Origin of the sequence: Streptococcus sp. 20925_1_69 (assembly GCF_041432365.1) — a bacterium.
In the GTDB taxonomy this organism is placed as follows: domain Bacteria; phylum Bacillota; class Bacilli; order Lactobacillales; family Streptococcaceae; genus Streptococcus.
Map to the genome: position 1 here is coordinate 142595 of NZ_JAPVZL010000002.1, position 19322 is coordinate 161916.

Here is a 19322-nt window from a genome sequence, read left to right on the forward strand (position 1 = left end):
GTTTCCCTACTCCTTCTATTTGTATTCTGCTTATTTTGTTTGCTCTTCAACGTAGGCAACCAAGTCACCAACTGTTTTCAAGTCATCTTCTGCTTCGATTTGGATATCAAAAGCATCTTCAATTTCTGAGATTACTTGGAACAAGTCCAATGAATCTGCGTCCAAGTCATCAAAAGTTGATTCAAGTGTTACTTCTGATGCGTCTTTTCCAAGTTCTTCAACGATAATTTCTTGTACTTTTTCAAATACTGCCATGATAGGACTCCTTTAAAATAAATAGTTTTTTATAACAATGTGTTCACCACATGATTACCTAAATTGTAAGAATGAGCGTGCCCCAGGTCAAGCCTCCACCGAAGCCTGATAGAAGAACAGTCTGGCTACCGTCTAAACGGATGAGGCCTTGTTCAACACACTCTGAAAGTAAAATCGGGATACTTGCTGCACTGGTATTGCCATACTCCATCATATTAGCTGGAAGTTTAGCTCGGTCGACACCGATTTTTCTAGCCATCTTATCCAAGATACGGTCATTGGCCTGATGAAGTAGCAGATAATCTAAGTCTGTCGCCTCTATAAGGGATTCGTCAATAGTCTGCTTGATAGACTTGGCTACATCTCGAATGGCAAAATCAAAGACCGCGCGCCCATCCATCTTCAAAAATGAATCTGCACTCTCTTGATCTGAAAATGGAGATTGCAAACCTGAATGTCCATAGGTCAGACACTCACTACGACTCCCATCGCTATTGAGACTCTCAGCCAAGAAATGCTCTTGCTCGCTAGCTTCTAACAAGACACCACCAGCACCATCTCCAAACAAAACAGCTGTTGATCGGTCTGACCAATCGACTGCTTTAGAGAGGGTTTCACTGCCAATCACCAAGCCTTTTTGAAAGCGACCAGAAGCGATAAATTTTTCAGCAGTTGAAAGAGCAAATACAAATCCACTGCAGGCAGCTGTTAGGTCAAAAGCAAATGCCTTATTAGCACCAATATTAGCTTGGACACGAGCAGCCGTAGAGGGCATCATCGAATCTGGAGTGATAGTGGCTAGGATGATAAAATCCAGCTCTCCCCCTGTGATTCCAGCTTTTGCCATCAGTTTCTTCGCAACTTCTGTAGCCAAATCACTAGTAGATTCTGTTCTTGAAATATGCCTTTGTCGTATTCCCGTCCGACTTGAAATCCACTCATCATTGGTATCCATAATCTGAGCCAAATCATGATTTGTAACCACTTGCTCTGGTACATAATGAGCAACCTGGCTTATTTTTGCAAAAGCCATTATTTCAAATCCTCCAAAAATTGATAAAGATTGGTCAACCCTTTGCTCATAACATCAATTTCTTCCTTACTCATACCGTCAATGATTTTTTCAACCATGGCCTTGTGGAAGCGTTTATGTAGTCTATGAACCAAGCGACCCTTCTTTGTCAAATGCAGATGCACCACACGACGATCCTGCTCTGAGCGAATGCGTTCAATGTAACCCTTGCGTTCAAGATTATTCAGACTCGTCGTAACCGTCCCAAGAGTCACCATCAACTCTTTCGACACTTGACTTGGCGTCACATCTGGGAATTTTCCAATTACATCGATTGTATGTACTTCTTTGATGGAGATATCCTTGAAACGACTACCCCTCAAGCTAACTTCCTCGATGACGAGGACATTGTTAAATATAGATGTTAAATATTCATTAATTCGTTGGTAGTCCAATCTCTTTTCCCTCCTTTTCAAAAAACTTTCACAATCAAAACATTTGACAGAAAAATTATATCAAACTTCAAAGAACAGTGCAAGTATTTTTTTATTTTCCTGTAAATTTAGGTCGCCTTCTCTCCGAATGAGCCCGAACTCCCTCTTTGAAATCCTCTGTTTTGGCTAGTGATTCCTGTAGGTTCAGTTCTAAAGTAGCGTAACTCTGCCAGTCTTTAAATTGGCTCTCCCAAACCAACTTCTTGATGGCTGCATAGGAATTAGCTGACCCGCGTCTCAATTTTTTAAGGAGCTGTTCTCTCGTCTTTTCAAGTTTATCAGCTTCACAGACGCGGTAAACCAGCCCCCACTCCAGAGCTTTTTCTGCGGACAAAGCCTCACCTGTCATGGCTAATTGAGCAGCACGCGTCACACCAATACTTCGACTCAAGAGATGAATTCCTCCTGCATCCGGAGCCAAGCCAACTCCAACAAAAGCTTGGATAAACTTAGCCTTATCCGTTGCCAGACAAAAATCTGCAGCAACAGCCATATTGGCTGCGGCACCTGCAACAGCTCCATCAACCTCCATCAAGACAGGTTTGGCTATTTTCTTGATTTTATAAGAAATCGTATTGACCAATTCTGCGATTTTCGTCAATGATGGAATATCATCCTCATCCACTGCCCGCTTCATCTCTACCAAATCTCCCCCAACTGAGAAAACTTTTCCATTAGCATTAATCAAGATAAAATGCACAGCTGAATCCTCTTCCGCCAAAGTCAGAGCTTCTAAAATCTCCTCACACATAGGAATATGAAAGCCATTTGCAACCTCAGGACGGTTCAAGGTAAGGATTGCCAAATCCTCTTCAAGCTGATAAATAATGTGTTCCATCTGGACTCCTTTTTATTTTGTAAGCAGTTTAAATTATTTTATTTTCAAAGTATAGCTTTTTTAAAACTCGAAAGCAATAAAAAATCGACTAAAAGTGTCTCAGCCGATTGGAAAGGCTCGCTTTATCCTAGAAAGCATCTTATTTTCTTCATTGAAAAAAGGCTTTCTTTCTGCTATAATCGTATAAAATACTTACTTTAGGAGTTCTTATGAAAGTTGTTAAATTTGGAGGTAGCTCTCTTGCCTCTGCTAGTCAATTAGAAAAAGTTTTAAACATCGTCAAAAGCGATTCAGAGCGTCGTTTTGTCGTCGTTTCTGCGCCTGGTAAACGCAATGCTGAAGATACTAAGGTTACGGATGCCTTGATTAAATACTACCGCGACTATGTTGCTGGTAACGATATTAGCAAGAGTCAAAACTGGATTATCGACCGCTATGCTGCTATGGTTAGTGAACTAGGGCTAAAACCAGCTGTTTTAGAAAAAATTTCTAAAAGCATTCGTGCCTTAGCCACTCTTCCTATTGATGAAAATGAATTTCTCTACGACACTTTCCTAGCAGCCGGTGAAAATAACAATGCTAAATTGATCGCAGCCTACTTTAATCAAAATGGGATTGATGCACGCTATGTTCACCCTAGAGAAGCTGGTATTGTGGTCACAAGTGAACCTGGTCACGCTCGCATCATTCCATCAAGTTATGACAAGATTGAAGAATTGACAAATGCAAATGAAGTCCTTGTCATTCCTGGTTTCTTTGGAGTTACCAAGGAAAATCAAATCTGTACCTTCTCACGTGGAGGATCAGACATTACAGGTTCTATCATTGCTGCCGGTGTTAAGGCAGACCTCTATGAAAACTTTACAGACGTTGATGGTATCTTTGCAGCCCACCCTGGTATTATCCACCAACCACACTCAATCCCTGAGTTGACCTATCGTGAAATGCGTGAGTTAGCCTATGCAGGCTTCTCAGTCCTTCATGACGAAGCGCTTCTTCCTGCCTACCGAGGAAAAATTCCTCTGGTTATCAAGAATACCAACAATCCTGATCATCCAGGTACTCGTATCGTTCTAAAACATAGTAGTGATGAATTCCCAGTTGTGGGAATTGCTGGTGACTCAGGCTTTGTCAGCATTAATATGTCGAAATACCTCATGAACCGTGAGGTGGGATTTGGACGCAAGGTTCTTCAAATCCTTGAAGATCTTAACATCGGTTGGGAACATATGCCAACAGGTATCGACGATCTTTCAATCATCCTCCGTTCTCGCGAACTAACTCCTATCAAGGAAGAAGAAATCCTTCGTCAGTTGGTTCAAAAGGCTGAAGTAGACCATGCAGAAATCGAGCATGACCTTTCAATCATTATGATTGTTGGAGAAAAGATGAAGAGCCATATCGGAGTAACTGCTACTGCGACACGTGCTCTATCTGAAAATAAGATCAACATCCAGATGATGTCTCAAGGTTCTAGTGAAGTATCTATTATGTTTGTTGTCCATAAGGACCAAGAGAAAGCAGCTATTAAAGCCCTCTACAATGCCTTTTTCGGTGAAAACAAGGAAGACTAATCATGGCCCAATCTCTTAACAAAACAGTGCTTCTCAATACGACAGGAACTTCCTATCTCTCTATAGCTGGGAAAGTTGGGAAATTTCTTGTCGGAGATCAGGCTTTGGAATTTTACCCCGATGTCAATGTTGAACAATTTATCCAGATTCCTTGGAGCCATATCAACCAGATTGGAGCCAATGTCACTGGTCGCAAAATCAGTCGCCACTTCGAAGTCTTTACAGACAGAGGAAAATTCCTCTTTGCTTCAAAAGACTCAGGTGCCATTCTTAAAATTGCTCGCGAAAAGCTGGGCAATGACAAGGTCGTCAAACTTCCGACTCTGATTCAGACCATTGGTCAAAAATTTAAAAATCTATTTGCAAAAAAGTAGAAACTTTAGTATAATCATAGCAACGGATAAGTAGGTTATCTTCTTCTTTCAGAAAGTCTGCGGGTGCTGCGAGCAGATAGGAGGGATAGGTGAAATTCTACCGTTAGTAACAATTGCATACATAATCAAGTGCACACCTGTGAAGTTGGATGGAACCGTGGCCCTGCCACTCCAACGCTTTGTCAGGTGTGCTTTTTTCATAAAGGAGTTCTTATGTTAGATATCAAACGTATTCGTACAGACTTTGATGCTGTCGCAGAAAAATTGGCTACACGTGGTGTAGATGCTGCTATCTTGAATGAGATGAAAGAAATCGATGCTAAACGTCGTGACATCTTAGTCAAGGTTGAAACTCTCAAAGCAGAACGCAACACAGTTTCTGCCGAAATCGCCCAAGCTAAGCGCAACAAGGAAAATGCAGATGACAAGATTGCTGCCATGCAAACTCTATCTGCTGAAGTCAAAGCTTTGGACGCTGAATTGGCAGACATCGATGCTAAATTGACAGAATTTACCACTACTCTTCCAAACATCCCAGCTGACAGCGTTCCTGTTGGGGCTGACGAAGATGACAATGTGGAAGTTCGCCGTTGGGGGACACCACGCGAGTTTGATTTCGAGCCAAAAGCTCACTGGGATCTGGGTGAAGACCTTGGTATCCTTGACTGGGAACGCGGTGGTAAGGTAACAGGCGCTCGTTTCCTCTTCTATAAAGGACTCGGTGCTCGTTTGGAGCGTGCTATCTATAACTTTATGTTGGATGAACATGGAAAAGAAGGCTATACGGAAGTCATCACGCCTTACATGGTTAACCATGACTCTATGTTTGGTACTGGTCAATACCCAAAATTCAAGGAAGATACTTTTGAATTGAGCGACAGCAATTATGTCCTTATTCCTACAGCTGAGGTTCCTCTAACAAACTACTACCGTGATGAAATCCTGGACGGTAAAGACCTGCCAATCTACTTCACTGCTATGAGTCCTTCATTCCGTTCTGAGGCTGGTTCAGCTGGTCGTGATACTCGTGGCTTGATTCGTTTGCACCAATTCCATAAGGTTGAAATGGTTAAATTTGCCAAGCCAGAAGAATCTTACGAAGAATTGGAAAAAATGACAGCCAACGCTGAAAACATTCTTCAAAAACTTAACCTTCCATACCGTGTCGTTGCGCTCTCTACTGGAGATATGGGCTTCTCAGCTGCCAAGACTTACGACTTGGAAGTTTGGATTCCAGCGCAAAATACCTATCGTGAAATCTCAAGCTGTTCAAATACAGAAGATTTCCAAGCCCGTCGTGCTCAAATCCGTTACCGTGATGAAGCAGATGGTAAGGTGAAACTCCTCCACACCTTGAACGGTTCTGGACTTGCAGTTGGACGTACAGTGGCTGCTATTCTTGAAAACTACCAAAATGCAGATGGTTCTGTGACCATCCCAGAAGCACTTCGTCCTTACATGGGTGGAGCTGAAGTCATCAAACCATAAAAAATAAGGTTTAGCTATTTTTAGCTAGACCTTTTTTCGTAACCAAATCAGATAAGCGCCTAATACAAAGAGCAAAATAATTAGGCAAATAACAGTTTCAGCCACTACCAAATAATCCAAAAATGGAAGTTTCAAGATTCCCTGAGCCATCTTGAGAGAGGTAGCTGTGATAATGGTTGGGAAGGTTAAGGCTGAGAAGGCTGGTTGAAAACCTTGTTTTAAAATGTTGGACAGGCGAGTTAAAACAAAGAAAAAGAAGGATTGGGAAGCCAAAATCATGACAATCAAGGCCCAATTCGGTATGCTAGCTCCTCCAACTCGAACTAGAGAAGCCAAGAGCAGAGAGAAAGGAGCACAATAGATTCCTTCTTGTCCAAGCAAGACTAGTGGGAGCGGATGTTTCTTTAAATCGCTATAAATAAGGGGATAGAGATAGAAGGTCAAGAGAAAACCAAAACTCAAGGTCGCATAGGCAATTTCGATGATGCCTACCAGAGGATAAGTCAAGGCAGCTACTGCTATCCCTACATAGAGAACCGTCCAGCTTGGAGTGGCATGAACCCTCCGACCAGGACAGGCAAATTTGATGGTGAAACCAGCAATCAAGGCTAAATCCAAGAGAAATGAAAACCACCAGAGACCCTGCGCTACTAAAGGAAGATGAGGGAATACGCGAAAGACATAAGTTGATAAAATCATCCCAGCCATGGGGAAGGTGGCCATTCCTGACAAAAGAGGGGGCTTGGTCAATTCCTGCTTGGCTTCCTTCCAATTAAAGAGATGCAAAAGCAGAAAGTATATCCACAAAACTAAGCCAGTCAGACTCAATAGATGGGACAAAATCGGCAACGTATCTAACATAAGATTTCCAGCTCCTGCCAAACCTAGCAAACAACCAGAAAATACTAAGGGGAGTTTTTTCATCCTAACCTCCAATAATCATGTTAGTTTCAGTATAACATAAAAGCGCTTAAATAAGGACTTAATACTCTTCAAAAATCAAATTCAAACCACGTCAGCGTCGCCTTACCGTACTCAAGTACAGCCTGCGGCTAGCTTCCTAGTTTGCTCTTTGATTTTCATTGAGTATTAAAAAAACGAAGTCCTCTGATTTCAGACTTCATTTTACTCAGATATGAATTAGGCATAAGGTTGCAATTCTGGATTAATTGGTGTATTGGCTAGGTTGTTGGCATAGTTACAGAGGCTTGCTAGGCTGACACCAAGAACCACATCCAAGGCATTTTGTTGAGTGTAGCCAGCTTCTAAAAACTCAGCCAAGGCTTCATCACCTACACGACCCTTGGTATTGATTACCGCCAAGGTAAACTTAGCTAGGGTGTCCAATTTAGGATCTGTTTCGATTGGAGTACGATTGCGAAGGGCTTGAAGAAGGTCATCGTTCATCTGGATTTGTTTGATTGAAAAGGCTGTGTGACCTGCGACACAGAAGGCACAACCATTGGTCACAGCTGCCGTGATTTGCACCACTTCACGCTCAACAGGCGTCAAGCTGTTACGACGATTGATTGCTCCGACAGTTCTGTAGGCTTCTAAAGCAGTAGGGGCATTAGCCAAGAGACCGATTAGGTTAGGAATATAGCCATTGTTATCTTTTTGTACTGTTTCAAGAACCTCTTTCACTTCTGCTGGTGCTGATTCTACTGTATGGATAGTAAATGTTGTCATCATAAGACCTCTTTTCATGTTGTTGAAATCTAGTCTATCACAGATTCTATACCTTGTATAATATATATTTTAAATTGCACCGATAGAAATTTTTTATGAAAGCAAAAAAATCACACGAGCTGTGTGATTTCATTATTTGTCAAAATACTTTTTAGTCTCAGCAATAACGACTGGCGATAAAACTAAGAGGGCAATCAAGTTCGGCAGAGCCATCAAGGCATTGACAATATCTGCGATAATCCAAACCATATCCAACTCGATAAATCCTCCCAACAAGACCATGAGTACAAAGACCACACGGTAGAGCCAGATAAAGCGAACCCCAAAGAGAAACTCGAAACAGCGTTCTCCGTAATAGTTCCAACCTAGAATCGTTGTAAAGGCAAAGAGCACAAGGAAGATGGTCAAAAGGGCAGGTCCAAAGTGTGAAAAGACTGTTGAGAAGGCTGACTGAGTCAAGGCAACCCCATTTAAGTCGCCACTCCAAACACCAGTTACCAAGATGGTCAAGCCTGTCAAAGTACAGATAATGAGGGTGTCAATAAAGGTTCCTGTCATGGAAATCAACCCTTGCTCTACTGGTTCGTTTGTCTTAGCTGCAGCTGCTGCAATGGGAGCAGAACCCAGACCAGATTCGTTTGAGAACACACCACGAGCTACACCATTTTGAATAGCCATTCGAATGCTAGCACCGGCAAATCCACCTACCGCAGCAACTGGACTAAAAGCTGATGTCAAGATTAAAGCGATTGTAGCAGGGATTTTCCCAATATTAAAGAAAATAACTGTAAGAGTTCCCAAAATATAGATGATGGCCATAAAAGGAACAACAGTAGTTGAAACCTTAGAAATGGACTTGAGTCCACCAAAGACAGCAATTGCTACAAAGACAGACAACACAAGAGCTGTGATGGTTGGCGAAATAGCAGTTGTATTCTGGATAGATTCTGTAATCGAGTTGACTTGAGTGAAGGTCCCGATTCCCAACAAAGCTACTAGCACACCTGCCAGAGCAAAGAAGATGGCAAGGGGTCTCCACTTTTCTCCCATCCCTAGAAGGATATAGTGCATGGGACCTCCCGCCACTGCACCATGGTCATCCTTTGTACGGTATTTGATAGCTAGTAGTCCTTCCGCATACTTAGTAGCCATCCCAAAGAAAGCAGCCATCCACATCCAAAAGAGGGCTCCTGGGCCACCGACCTTGATAGCCGTCGCGACTCCGATAATATTTCCCGTACCAACTGTCGCTGCTAGGGCTGTACACAAGGCCGCAAAACTGGACACATCTCCATGCCCCTTATCCTTGGTAAAAATGAGTTGAAAGGCCTTAGGCAAACGCAAAACCTGCAAGAAGCCTAGACGAATAGTTAGGTAAATCCCTGTTCCGACCAAGAGAATCAAGAGGGGTGGGCCCCAAGCAAAAGCATCGATTGATTTAAGCAATTCTAACATTTCCTTCTCCTATCTTTTCAACCCCAAAAGAAAGAGCACATGCAAGATACATGTACTCTGGAATGCTTAGATAAATGCTAAAAAGCGGTCTATCCTAGCTCTGTCCTTTTACCTGAGAGTTTGAGCAGTTGCCTGCCTTGCCCCTTCGGTGCCTTTACGGTCTCTCCAGAGTTCCGTCCATTTACAGTCATGGAAAATCAAACGATTCTCCACTTCTATTAAACTTCATTCGGTGTTGGTATTTAATTGATTCTTATTTTACAAAAAATGTTGGCTTTTGTCAATGGATTTTGGAAATTCTTATTTGGCTCAGTTAACTAAACTTGGTAATCATTTTCAAAATCATAAACTCCCCAATTTACGCTATAAATCTTTTAAATTACTATTTACAACTTCTCTGCTCATCTCATTATTAAAGAACGGAAGACCGACGATACGATAACGTTCATCGTCCAACAAAGTTCTTGCCTCATCTCTTTCAGTAATTTGCAGTAAGAATTTCTCTTTCCAGCCTTCTTTACTATTTTTGAAGGTATTATTACTATCTAAAAATTGACTTCCTTTTGGCTCAATGAAAATCTGCCAAGAAGTATTTCCAACTTTTTTATCATTTGCAAGCAAGATAAAGTCAGGCTCAAAAGCACGCCCTTCATCAAAACTATAGATTTTCACTGCTTTCTCATTTCGCAAAAGATAAATATCAGACCACTTTTCCTGCAAATCATTCATCAATTCACGGATAGCACGCACCAGATATTTCTCCTCACTTGTTCCAAAGTTATCATCATAGGCATACCAATCTAGTTGATCGATATTTTCAAAAATCTCTGTTTCAGACTTGTTTTTTTGTGACCGTCCAAACTCTGCATTCCCATTTACATTAACAGTATACTTTCTCAAAATATTCTCTTCAAAAACTTCACGTACAGGAACTGACTCAAAGTTAGCTGAACCATAAAAGCGTTCTTCCATTGGAACGATATCTTTTTCAATGCTATATAAAAGCTGTTCTGCAATATAGAGTTTCTGGTCTGAAGTTAACTCACTTATTTGTGATAAAGAAGATTCTAGTATAATATTAACTTTTGAAAGCATTTCGATGAAGGCAGATACACCACTCAAGCCAAAGAAAGCTTTCTGTAAGTTTTTAAAGGTATACTGTTTATTGCGATTGATAGCTGCTCGAACAATATTGGAAGTAATTTCTTTTCCAAACTCGAAGTTTAAGATGTTTGTCGAATCCGTCGCAAAAACATCATCTTCTGAGAAAGCTTCAAAATCTCTTGTAATGGAAGTCGGTAAACGTACCTCAAAGGAACTCGGAATGAAAGAGGTATCCAACAAACTTTCTTGTCGTTGTTCCAGATATTCTTGGTAGGAAAGACGTTTATTCATCCAAACCAGACCATCTGTATAGGTTCGTGTTTGTTTGAAAGATTCTTTGAGCTTTAATTCACGCTCTTCTAAATTGACATCATCAAAAATTCCAGACTCACGCAAGACTTGCTTTAATTCAGAAATATAGCGAGGATTATTGGCAGAATGATAATGAAGCTGTTCCATGACACGAAGTTCATTGTTTTCATTTTCATCAAATTTACGAGTGAACTTCTCCTCAATTTGATTATCAAGCACAAAGGGATAATAACGTGCTCCACGACCGATGAGTTGCTTTTCTGCATTGGTAGTGTTCCCTGCGACAAAACCATTCTTTGTTGTCTTACCATCACGAATATCGTAAAGGCGAACAATATCAAAAAGATTCAGAACATCCCAGCCTTCGTTGAGCATATCAACTGCAAAAATAGCCCGAATTTCATTTGAAGGGAGTTCCAGAGTATTCAACTCCACTAAATTGTTGCTAGTCTTGTTTTTCCCATCAATCACGAGTAAACGTTCACGACGAAAATCTTCCTGCAATTCCTCAATTAAATCTTGAAAAGAAAGTCCAGACTCCTCAAAAAAAGCAAATGCTTTTTCCAAGATGTTTTTTTGCTCCTCATCATTTGCAGTTAAGTTTTTTTGAGACTGTACTTGTTCTACTGACAGATTGGCTAACATATCCAAAAAAGCCTCTAAGTTTCCTTTATTTTCAGCAATTTTTTGCGACTTAAACAAGACCAACGGTTTGAGGTTAATGCCATGTTTCAAGGCGATTTTCTTGCGGTATTGGCTGATAATGATTGCCTGCAACATACGAGTTGGAAGTTCATTATCTACCAAGTGGAAAAGAACATCTTTAGAGTACTTATCCAAGCGGAACTCTTTCAAGTCATACTTGAAAATCAAAGATTTTTCATATTTTTTGGCAATATCTGGATTTGCTAAGTCAATGGTTGCTGTAAATTCAAATAAAGAAGATTTATGGGCTGTACTTTGAATGTTTTCAATCGTCGCCGTCCAGCTGTCGTTCTCATCTTTTTCTTTCTTACCGAGTCCAGCATTCAAGTGATGAGCCTCATCTGCCAATAACACGAGCGACAAATCTTCAAATTGCTCATAAGTTAGGCGATTTTCCCTTGGGGTATTTAAATCTTGGTGAAGTTTTTGAATGGTTGTAAAAACAATATTGATACTATCAGGCTGACTATCGGAAAAATCTGTCACTTCACGTACTTCCACCACTTGATTATCAATCGTTATTTTATCCGCAAACAAGTATTTTCCCATCTCATTAGGCAAGAAGTTTGCCCTTGTCTTGGTAAGGATATTGTCGTTATTCACAAAAAAAATAAAATTCCGTTCACCCTGTTTAAATTTTTCAAGGATAATCGCTGCCATCAGTAAAGTTTTTCCTGAACCGGTCGCCATATTGTAAAGGACTTGTTCTAGTTTTTTTCGATTTTTCTCATCCCTTTTGTAGTAGAGATACCTCCCTAGCGCCTCTTTCTGGTAAGGACGCAGTGGAAATTTCAGATTTTGCGTGATGTAGTCTGGAATGCTTGCCTTAAAGTCAATAAAGCCATTTTCACTAGCTTGCTTATAAATTTCATACACAAAAGCCATCGCTTACTCCTCTCCGTAAAAAGCACGATTAAGCTTTTTCTCATTTTCTGAGATGTCGTAGTCGCTATCTTCTATCTCGGAGTAGTTGACGTATAGGTTATTATTATCCACCAACTCCAGCAAGACTTGTTTTTGTTCAGCTAGTGAAAGTTTTTCGAACTCTGATTTTTTCAACTTTTTAGGGTTGACACGATAAGATAGGAACGAAGACTTTTTAGCCTGTTCAAATAGTTGAGCTAGAGTTTCAGGCTCTCTTGCCTCTAAGACTGTATTTTTAAAATCCTGGGCATCATTTTTCAGTTCACAGTAAACGAAAGAGCCGCCACCAGTCCAGTTGATGTCTTTAGAAATGCCACCCTGTTCACCGTCAATTACTTTTTTCAATCGCTCAACTGAAACCGTCTCAATATAATCCATCTGTTCAATACCAATATATTGACGGTTCATTTTGTGAGCGACAGCAGCTGTTGTACCGCTCCCCATGAAGAAATCAAGAACGATATCATTTTCGATTGTAGAAATTTGTAAAATATCCTTTATCAGTCTTTCGGGTTTGGCATACGAAAAAGCATCACGATTAGACAAGTTAGTCATTTCATCGTTTCCATCTTTATTTTTTGTTTTAGCTAATAAATCCGTAATAAATTCTTTTAACAAGGTATCACTACTTGAATAAACTGGTTTTGACTTAGACATATCTTCATCTTTAAAAACACGTCTAAAAGGTCTATCACCTTTCATAAAGTCATAGTCATCTGGAAATCCAATTCCTCCATTTTGATACCAGTCATAGAATGTATCTTTTGTAACAGCCCACGAACGGTTAGGATTAACGGGGTATTCTTTACCTGTTTTGGGATTCACCATTGTAAAATTAGAATTTGGACGCTCCTTAATAGTTGTTTGTTTTGTTAAATCAGCTGTACGCCAAGGACGGTTAGGAAAATCTGAAGTTTCATAATATTTTCGTTCTACTTCACGACCAACGATTGCATCGCCTTCGTTTCCTTTTGTGTATACTAAAATCCAATCAAAATCCTGAGAAAAGTTAAAAGGAACATCCGATTTTCCATCACGAGTTTTTCTTGGTAGTGTCCCAATAAACTTATCTTGTCCAAAAATAGAATCACTTAATACTTTTAGATAGTGCATACCATCTTCACCCGTATGAATCCAAATAGAACCTTTATCACTAAGTAACTCTTTAGCTATTTCTAATCGATTTTTCAAAAATACCAACCACGTTGACATTTTAAAATTGGAATTATATTGAAAAGCATCTCCAATATTTTTTCGAAAATAGTATGGAACGTCAATATAAATCAACTTGACCTTACCAGCAAAGCGTTTCTTGAGGCTATGCAGTGCAAGCAGATTATTTCCCTTGATAATAAGGTTATCTGTATCCTTTAACTCCTCAACCTCGTGCTCACCGTCTTTATCATAACGCTTGAAATTGCTCAACACCTTCTCGTCTAGCAAGCGATTGATTTCCGCTGGAGCAAGCGTCTCGTTAAAGAAAATCTCTTGACGTTTCACATCGTCCTTGGTTTGCCCTCCCTCAAGCACACAATCTTTATAAGGAAAATTCAGCACAACTTCTTTATTTTCAGAAAGATAGTTTCTGTCTGGCGTCCCAAGACCTATTTTTGTTTTGTAAGCTGTAAAGCTGTCGGGCAAGAACTCCTTGTTATTTAGAAATTGCAAAAAGATATCTTTTTTAAAAACTAAAACCCCATCTTGCAGTTTTGAAAAGAAGTGATTAGCGATTGTTTCATTACTCATCAACTGATTGAGCAACTCAGGACTGTACTGCCGTGCCAGCTCTGCTAGTTTATTTTTATTTAGTACGCCGTCCACTAAAAACTTAGGATTTTTAGCGAGGACTTGCTCCAATTCTTGTTTCATATATGGAATTTCCTTCTCACTTAAAATTTGTGAAGAGCTGATAGTATTCCTTTATATATACATATAAAGGAAGGGTATACCCTTCGGTTTTATTCAATTTTCTAGTTCTATTATAGCATATTTGAGCATGTTTAAAAGAAATGATAAAAAAGCTTGAGGAACAACACATTTCCTCAGGCTTTTCTTATCCTTTAAAGGTCACAATAGTTGCACCACTGCCTCCAGCATTTTGTGGGGCATAGCCAAAACTCTTGACATGTTTGTTTCTTTGTAGGTATTTGGTGACTCCTTCACGGATGACTCCTGTTCCGATACCATGGATGATATCAACTTGCGCCATATTGTTAAGCAAAGCTTGGTCGATAAAGGCATCTAGCTCATTCATGGCTTCTTCATAGCGTTTACCTCGAAGATCCAGTCTTGCTTGCGGTCCTCTGCCAGATGTTCGTTTCACAACATTGACTTGTTTCTTCTTGACTTGCTTTTCTTGCTGAGCTTGAACAAGGTCAAACTCTTTCTCTTCCAAGGTCATCTTAATCAAGCCAACTTGGGCTTCCCAGCGACCGTCTTTGAGTTGACTGGTCAAGGTACCACGCTGACCGTAACTGAGAACCACGATATCATCTCCCACCTTTGGAGCTCGTTTTTTCTTGGCCTTTTGAAGGACCTTGTTTTTAGACAAGTCCACTTTTTCAGGAGCCAATTTCTTCAGTTTGGCCTTGGCTTCAATGATTTCGTGGGGTTTGAGTTGGGATTTGCTGTGGAGATTTTTGAGAATCTGGTCACTTTCACTGAGGGCCATGTCCACAATCTCAGCAGCCTGTTCACGCGCCTTATTAAGCTCGGTTTCCTTTTCACGATTGAGTTCATTGTAGAGTTTTTTGAGAGCACGATTCATCTTGAGATTTTCTTGTTCCACCTCACGGATATTGTCCAAGCGTTTGCGGCTTTCCAGCGTCTGCTCTTCCAGCTGCTCAATAATACGATTGACATCATTGTCCTGATCAACCTGCTGACTGGCATCCCCTACGATAACCTCAGATAGACCTAAACGTTTAGCGATTTCGAAGGCATTGCTTCGACCAGGAACGCCCTGCATAAAGCGATAGGTCGGGCGTAGAGTTGCAGTATCAAACTCCATGCTGGCATTTTGCACAAAAGCTGTCTCAATTCCGTAGGCCTTTAGTTCCGGATAGTGGGTAGTCGCCATAGTCTTGACTTGACGCAGACGAAGGTCCTCCAGAATTGCCATGGCAAGGGCGGCTCCCTCTTGGGGATCCGTACCAGCCCCCAACTCATCCAAGAGCAAGAGTGAATGTTGGTTGACCTTGCCAAGAATATCCACAATATTGGTCATGTGGCTAGAGAAGGTAGACAAGCTCTGCTCAATAGACTGCTCATCGCCAATATCTGCAAAGATTTCTTCAAAAATACCCACACGGCTTCCCTTGTCTGCTAAAATCGGCAAACCAGACTGAGCCATAACCTGCGTCAAGCCCAGAGTTTTAAGCATGATGGTCTTACCACCAGTATTGGGACCTGTAATGACAATGGCTGTTAAATCTTGGCCAAAATGGACATCATTTGCGACGGCATTTTTGACTAAAGGATGGCAGACATGGAGTAGTTGAATCTCTTGATTTTCTGATAGCTGAGGCACAACTGCTTGCCTTTCTTGGATAAAGCGGACCTTGGCACGAATCAAGTCCAAATGGCCGATAATCCAAGCGTCATTGGCAATTTCAGTCGCATGAGGGCGGACACGTTCAGAAATTTCTTGGAGAATGCGAAGCATTTCATAGCGCTCATCTGCTCGCAGACTGGCAATTTCTTCGCTCAGTTTGACCACCTCACGGGGTTCGATATAGACGGTATTTCCACTAGCAGAAATATCATGAACGACACCTGCAATCTTATTGCGGTAGGTGTTTTTGACTGGTAAAACCTGACGGCCATTTCTGCTAGCAACAATCCCTTCTGTCAACATCTGCGCTTTTTGCTTGAGCAAATCTTGCAAGACATCGCGGACCTGACTCTCGCTATCATGGATTTTTCTGCGGATTCGCGCCAATTCTTCACTAGCAAAATTTTCAATGAAACCTGCATCATTAAAGGCCTGAAGATTTCCTTGTAATTGCGGAAAATCGTGTAATTTCTCAAACCAAAGGGCTAATTCTTCCAAGCTGACATTTTCCAGATTGGCATAAAAACTTTGCAGCTCTCGGCTAGACAGAAGCACGCGCTTCAAGAGTAGGAACTCCTCAATATTGAGGTCTGCTCCCATCTCCAACCGCTTGCAGACTCCTGCGATTTTCTTAGTTGCTAGAATAGTAAAATGCGGTTGCTCGACAAAAAGAGCCTGCATTTCCTTCATCTCAGCAAAAGCCTGTTTGATTTTATCTGCTTTAGCAGTCGGAGCAAGCTCTCTCAATTGCTCCAAGCCCTGCTCTGTCAACAAATGAGGTTCAAACAAAGCCTTGACCTTATTGAACTCTAATGTTTCTAATATTTTCTTATTCATCTTTATTTCCTTGTCTTTGAATGTCTAGGTGTGGTAGCTTTTTACATTCTGATAGATTCGAGTCAAATCTGTAAACAAAGGGCTAGGAAAACTCCTGCCCTTTTTATCCGATTAAATTTGTCACCCAGATTTGTTTGAGCCAACTTGTTGTTACCGGTATGCTCTGGATGATGTGTTTTGCGACGATACTCTTTTCAAGAGGATTTTGTATAGCTGCCATGGGAATGGTCGCCAAGATTGTCAAAGCCATTTGCAAGACAAATAAGGTCACCAACATGGATAAGATACCTGCTGAAACTTGGAACAACTTACCTCCCAGTTTTTTACTAGGAAGTAAGTGTAAGAGGAGACCAAGCAAACGACCGATGCTATAGACAATCCCAAATACAAGCAAGTAGCCAATCCCTGCATAAAAGACCTTGTCCAACTGAAAGAGTTGATCCGATGGGAAAAAGAAAGTTCCTTGACCTTCCTGCGGATTTGCATAAGGGAGTAATAAATGGAATTGTTCTCCCAGCCCCTTGTAAAACTGGCCAGCCATAAAAGCCGATGCCATGGCTGAAATCAGGTAATAAACCTGTAAGAGCAGGCCTCTCCGATAGCCGATATAAAATCCCCAAGCCAAGACCAATAGAAGAAGGAGTGAAATCATAAGGAATCCTCAATCTTGCTCTGTTCTTGCTTACAAGTCACGAGCTTGTGACGGAGTTCTTCTAATTCTTGCTCCTTATCGTCAAATTCAATCTCACGACTGAGCTGAGTTGATAAACAGTTGACTGCCAACAAAAGAGCGATGGTTTCATCATCTGCGCTAGGCATTTGTTCTTTAATTGCTTGGTATTTTTCTGTCGCAACCTTGGCGATTTCCTCCATAAAGAGATTATCATGTTCGCTTGTCAAGGTTAATGATTTTTTCCCGAATGTAAATTTGAATCGATTTAGATTTGCCATAAAATTCACCTCACGATATTATACCAAAATTCGCTAATTTTGTCAGTTTTTACAAATTTGCCTGCTTTTGTGGTACAATAGAAACTATGGCAAGTATAACACTCACACCAAGTGAAAAGGAGATTCAGGCTTTTCTTGAACACTATCAAACCAGTCTGGCTCCCAGCAAGAATCCCTATATTCGCTACTTTTTGAGACTACCTCAAGCAACGGTTTCTATCTATACTTCTGGAAAGGTCTTGCTTCAGGGTGAGGGGGCTGAGAAATACGCTCGTTTCTTTGACTATCAGGTTCTAGAGGAAACCAGCGGACAAAATCTCCCTTTAATTGGGACAGATGAGGTTGGAAATGGTTCCTACTTTGGTGGACTTGCAGTTGTGGCTTCCTTTGTCACACCTGACCAGCATGACTTTTTACGAAAACTCGGTGTGGGAGATTCTAAGACTCTGACAGACCAAAAAATCCGTCAGATTGCCCCTATTCTCAAGGAAAAAATCCAGCACCAGGCACTCCTTCTCTCACCAAGCAAGTACAACGAGGTCATTGGAGATCGCTACAATGCTGTTTCGGTTAAGGTAGCCCTCCATAATCAGGCTATCTACCTCCTCCTTCAAAAAGGTGTTCAACCTGAGAAAATTGTGATTGATGCCTTTACCAGTGCTAAAAATTATGACAAGTACTTGGCACAAGAGGCCAATCGTTTCAGCAATCCTATCAGCTTAGAAGAAAAGGCTGAGGGCAAATACTTGGCTGTCGCAGTCTCTTCTATAATCGCGCGTAATCTCTTTCTGGAAAATCTTGAAAATCTAGGACGAGAACTGGGCTATCAACTTCCAAGTGGAGCTGGAACGGCTTCTGATAAGGTAGCTAGCCAGATTTTACAAGCCTATGGTATGCAGGGACTCAATTTCTGCGCCAAATTGCACTTTAAAAATACTGAAAAAGCGAAAAAACGCTTAGAAAGGTAAGTTATGAATTCATTTAAAAATTTCCTAAAAGAGTGGGGATTGTTCCTCCTGATTCTGTCATTACTAGCTTTAAGTCGTATCTTTTTTTGGAGTAATGTCCGCGTAGAAGGGCATTCCATGGATCCTACCCTAGCGGATGGCGAAATCCTCTTTGTTGTCAAACACCTCCCTATTGACCGTTTTGATATCGTGGTTGCCCATGAGGAAGATGGCAATAAGGACATCGTCAAACGTGTCATCGGAATGCCTGGTGACACCATCCGTTACGAAAACGATAAACTTTACATCAATGATAAAGAGACGGATGAGCCTTACCTAGCTGACTACATCAAACGCTTCAAGGACGACAAACTCCAAAGCACCTACTCAGGCAAGGGATTTGAAGGAAATAAAGGAACTTTCTTTAGAAGTATCGCTGAAAAAGCTCAAGCCTTCACAGTTGATGTCAACTACAATACCAACTTTAGCTTTACTGTCCCAGAAGGAGAATACCTTCTCCTCGGAGATGACCGCTTGGTTTCGAGCGACAGCCGCCACGTAGGTACCTTTAAAGCAAAAGATATCACAGGGGAAGCTAAATTCCGCTTCTGGCCAATCACCCGTATCGGAACATTTTAAGAAATCGAAGAGGCCGAGAATCAAGAATCTCAGCCTCTTCTTCTATCGTGATAATATGATTATTCACTATCCAGTTTGATTAAGATAGAAACAAAGTTATACTCAATGAAAATCAAAGAGCAAACTAGGAAGCTAGCCGCAGGTTGCTCAAAGCACTGCTTTGAGGTTGTA

The 19322-nt window shown here is 41.0% G+C and carries 17 protein-coding genes and 1 riboswitch; of the genes, 5 read left to right on the forward strand and 12 right to left on the reverse strand.

What is annotated here, in order from left to right; genetic code table 11:
- Positions 1–30: 30 nt before the first annotated feature.
- The 4 genes from O3601_RS02105 to O3601_RS02120 all read right to left on the reverse strand — a co-directional run bounded on the left by O3601_RS02105 (position 31) and on the right by O3601_RS02120 (position 2599).
- Positions 31–255: an acyl carrier protein gene (locus O3601_RS02105; protein ID WP_000257838.1), complete on the reverse strand. Its 225-nt coding sequence runs from the start codon at positions 253–255 to the stop codon at positions 31–33.
- Between the two features lie 58 nt (positions 256–313).
- On the reverse strand, positions 314–1288 hold the full coding sequence (locus O3601_RS02110; RefSeq protein WP_371470797.1) for a beta-ketoacyl-ACP synthase III: 975 nt from the start codon (positions 1286–1288) through the stop codon (positions 314–316).
- Positions 1288–1722, reverse strand: a complete 435-nt coding sequence (locus O3601_RS02115) for a MarR family winged helix-turn-helix transcriptional regulator (protein WP_023945587.1) — start codon at positions 1720–1722, stop codon at positions 1288–1290. Before O3601_RS02115 ends, O3601_RS02110 begins: the two co-directional genes overlap by 1 nt.
- A gap of 91 nt (positions 1723–1813) precedes the next feature.
- Positions 1814–2599: an enoyl-CoA hydratase gene (locus O3601_RS02120; RefSeq protein ID WP_371470800.1), complete on the reverse strand. Its 786-nt coding sequence runs from the start codon at positions 2597–2599 to the stop codon at positions 1814–1816.
- A gap of 209 nt (positions 2600–2808) precedes the next feature.
- Between O3601_RS02120 and O3601_RS02125 the strand changes: the two genes are divergently transcribed.
- The 3 genes from O3601_RS02125 (at position 2809) to serS (ending at position 6035) form a co-directional block, all read left to right on the forward strand.
- On the forward strand, positions 2809–4173 hold the full coding sequence (locus O3601_RS02125; protein WP_061864359.1) for an aspartate kinase: 1365 nt from the start codon (positions 2809–2811) through the stop codon (positions 4171–4173).
- Positions 4174–4175: 2 nt separating this feature from the next.
- Positions 4176–4547: a DUF956 family protein gene (locus O3601_RS02130; RefSeq protein WP_000079349.1), complete on the forward strand. Its 372-nt coding sequence runs from the start codon at positions 4176–4178 to the stop codon at positions 4545–4547.
- Positions 4548–4760: 213 nt separating this feature from the next.
- Positions 4761–6035 (forward strand): serine--tRNA ligase, encoded by a 1275-nt coding sequence (gene serS / locus O3601_RS02135; protein ID WP_261121993.1) that lies wholly within the window; start codon positions 4761–4763, stop codon positions 6033–6035.
- Between the two features lie 24 nt (positions 6036–6059).
- On the opposite strand, the gene O3601_RS02140 is transcribed toward serS, so the two are convergent.
- From O3601_RS02140 to zapA, 8 genes are all read right to left on the reverse strand, one after another.
- Positions 6060–6959 carry a TDT family transporter gene (locus O3601_RS02140; protein ID WP_371470802.1) on the reverse strand — a complete coding sequence of 300 codons (900 nt, stop codon included), beginning with the start codon at positions 6957–6959 and terminating at the stop codon, positions 6060–6062.
- Between the two features lie 216 nt (positions 6960–7175).
- Complete coding sequence (locus tag O3601_RS02145; RefSeq protein WP_000206774.1) at positions 7176–7724, reverse strand: carboxymuconolactone decarboxylase family protein; 549 nt, start codon at positions 7722–7724, stop codon at positions 7176–7178.
- Positions 7725–7856: 132 nt separating this feature from the next.
- Entirely contained in the window at positions 7857–9179 is a 1323-nt protein-coding gene (locus O3601_RS02150) for an alanine/glycine:cation symporter family protein (RefSeq protein WP_371470805.1), read from the reverse strand.
- A 90-nt stretch (positions 9180–9269) separates the two neighbouring features.
- Positions 9270–9358, reverse strand: a riboswitch (glycine riboswitch).
- A gap of 184 nt (positions 9359–9542) precedes the next feature.
- Positions 9543–12185, reverse strand: a complete 2643-nt coding sequence (locus O3601_RS02155; RefSeq protein WP_371470807.1) for a DEAD/DEAH box helicase family protein — start codon at positions 12183–12185, stop codon at positions 9543–9545.
- Positions 12186–12188: 3 nt separating this feature from the next.
- Complete coding sequence (locus O3601_RS02160; protein ID WP_371470810.1) at positions 12189–14093, reverse strand: DNA methyltransferase; 1905 nt, start codon at positions 14091–14093, stop codon at positions 12189–12191.
- 184 nt (positions 14094–14277) lie between these two features.
- The gene (locus tag O3601_RS02165; protein ID WP_371470811.1) at positions 14278–16614 is read right to left on the reverse strand and encodes an endonuclease MutS2; all 2337 of its coding nucleotides are present in this window, start codon (positions 16612–16614) and stop codon (positions 14278–14280) included.
- Between the two features lie 103 nt (positions 16615–16717).
- Complete coding sequence (locus O3601_RS02170; RefSeq protein WP_000624511.1) at positions 16718–17266, reverse strand: CvpA family protein; 549 nt, start codon at positions 17264–17266, stop codon at positions 16718–16720.
- On the reverse strand, positions 17263–17565 hold the full coding sequence (gene zapA / locus O3601_RS02175; RefSeq protein WP_000002019.1) for a cell division protein ZapA: 303 nt from the start codon (positions 17563–17565) through the stop codon (positions 17263–17265). Before zapA ends, O3601_RS02170 begins: the two co-directional genes overlap by 4 nt.
- Positions 17566–17651: 86 nt before the next feature.
- Here zapA and rnhC point away from each other — a divergent pair, with 86 nt between their 5' ends.
- Both rnhC and lepB read left to right on the forward strand, forming a co-directional pair.
- On the forward strand, positions 17652–18533 hold the full coding sequence (gene rnhC, locus O3601_RS02180; protein WP_371470823.1) for a ribonuclease HIII: 882 nt from the start codon (positions 17652–17654) through the stop codon (positions 18531–18533).
- A 3-nt stretch (positions 18534–18536) separates the two neighbouring features.
- Positions 18537–19151 (forward strand): signal peptidase I, encoded by a 615-nt coding sequence (gene lepB, locus O3601_RS02185; protein ID WP_004245100.1) that lies wholly within the window; start codon positions 18537–18539, stop codon positions 19149–19151.
- Positions 19152–19322: the final 171 nt, after the last annotated feature.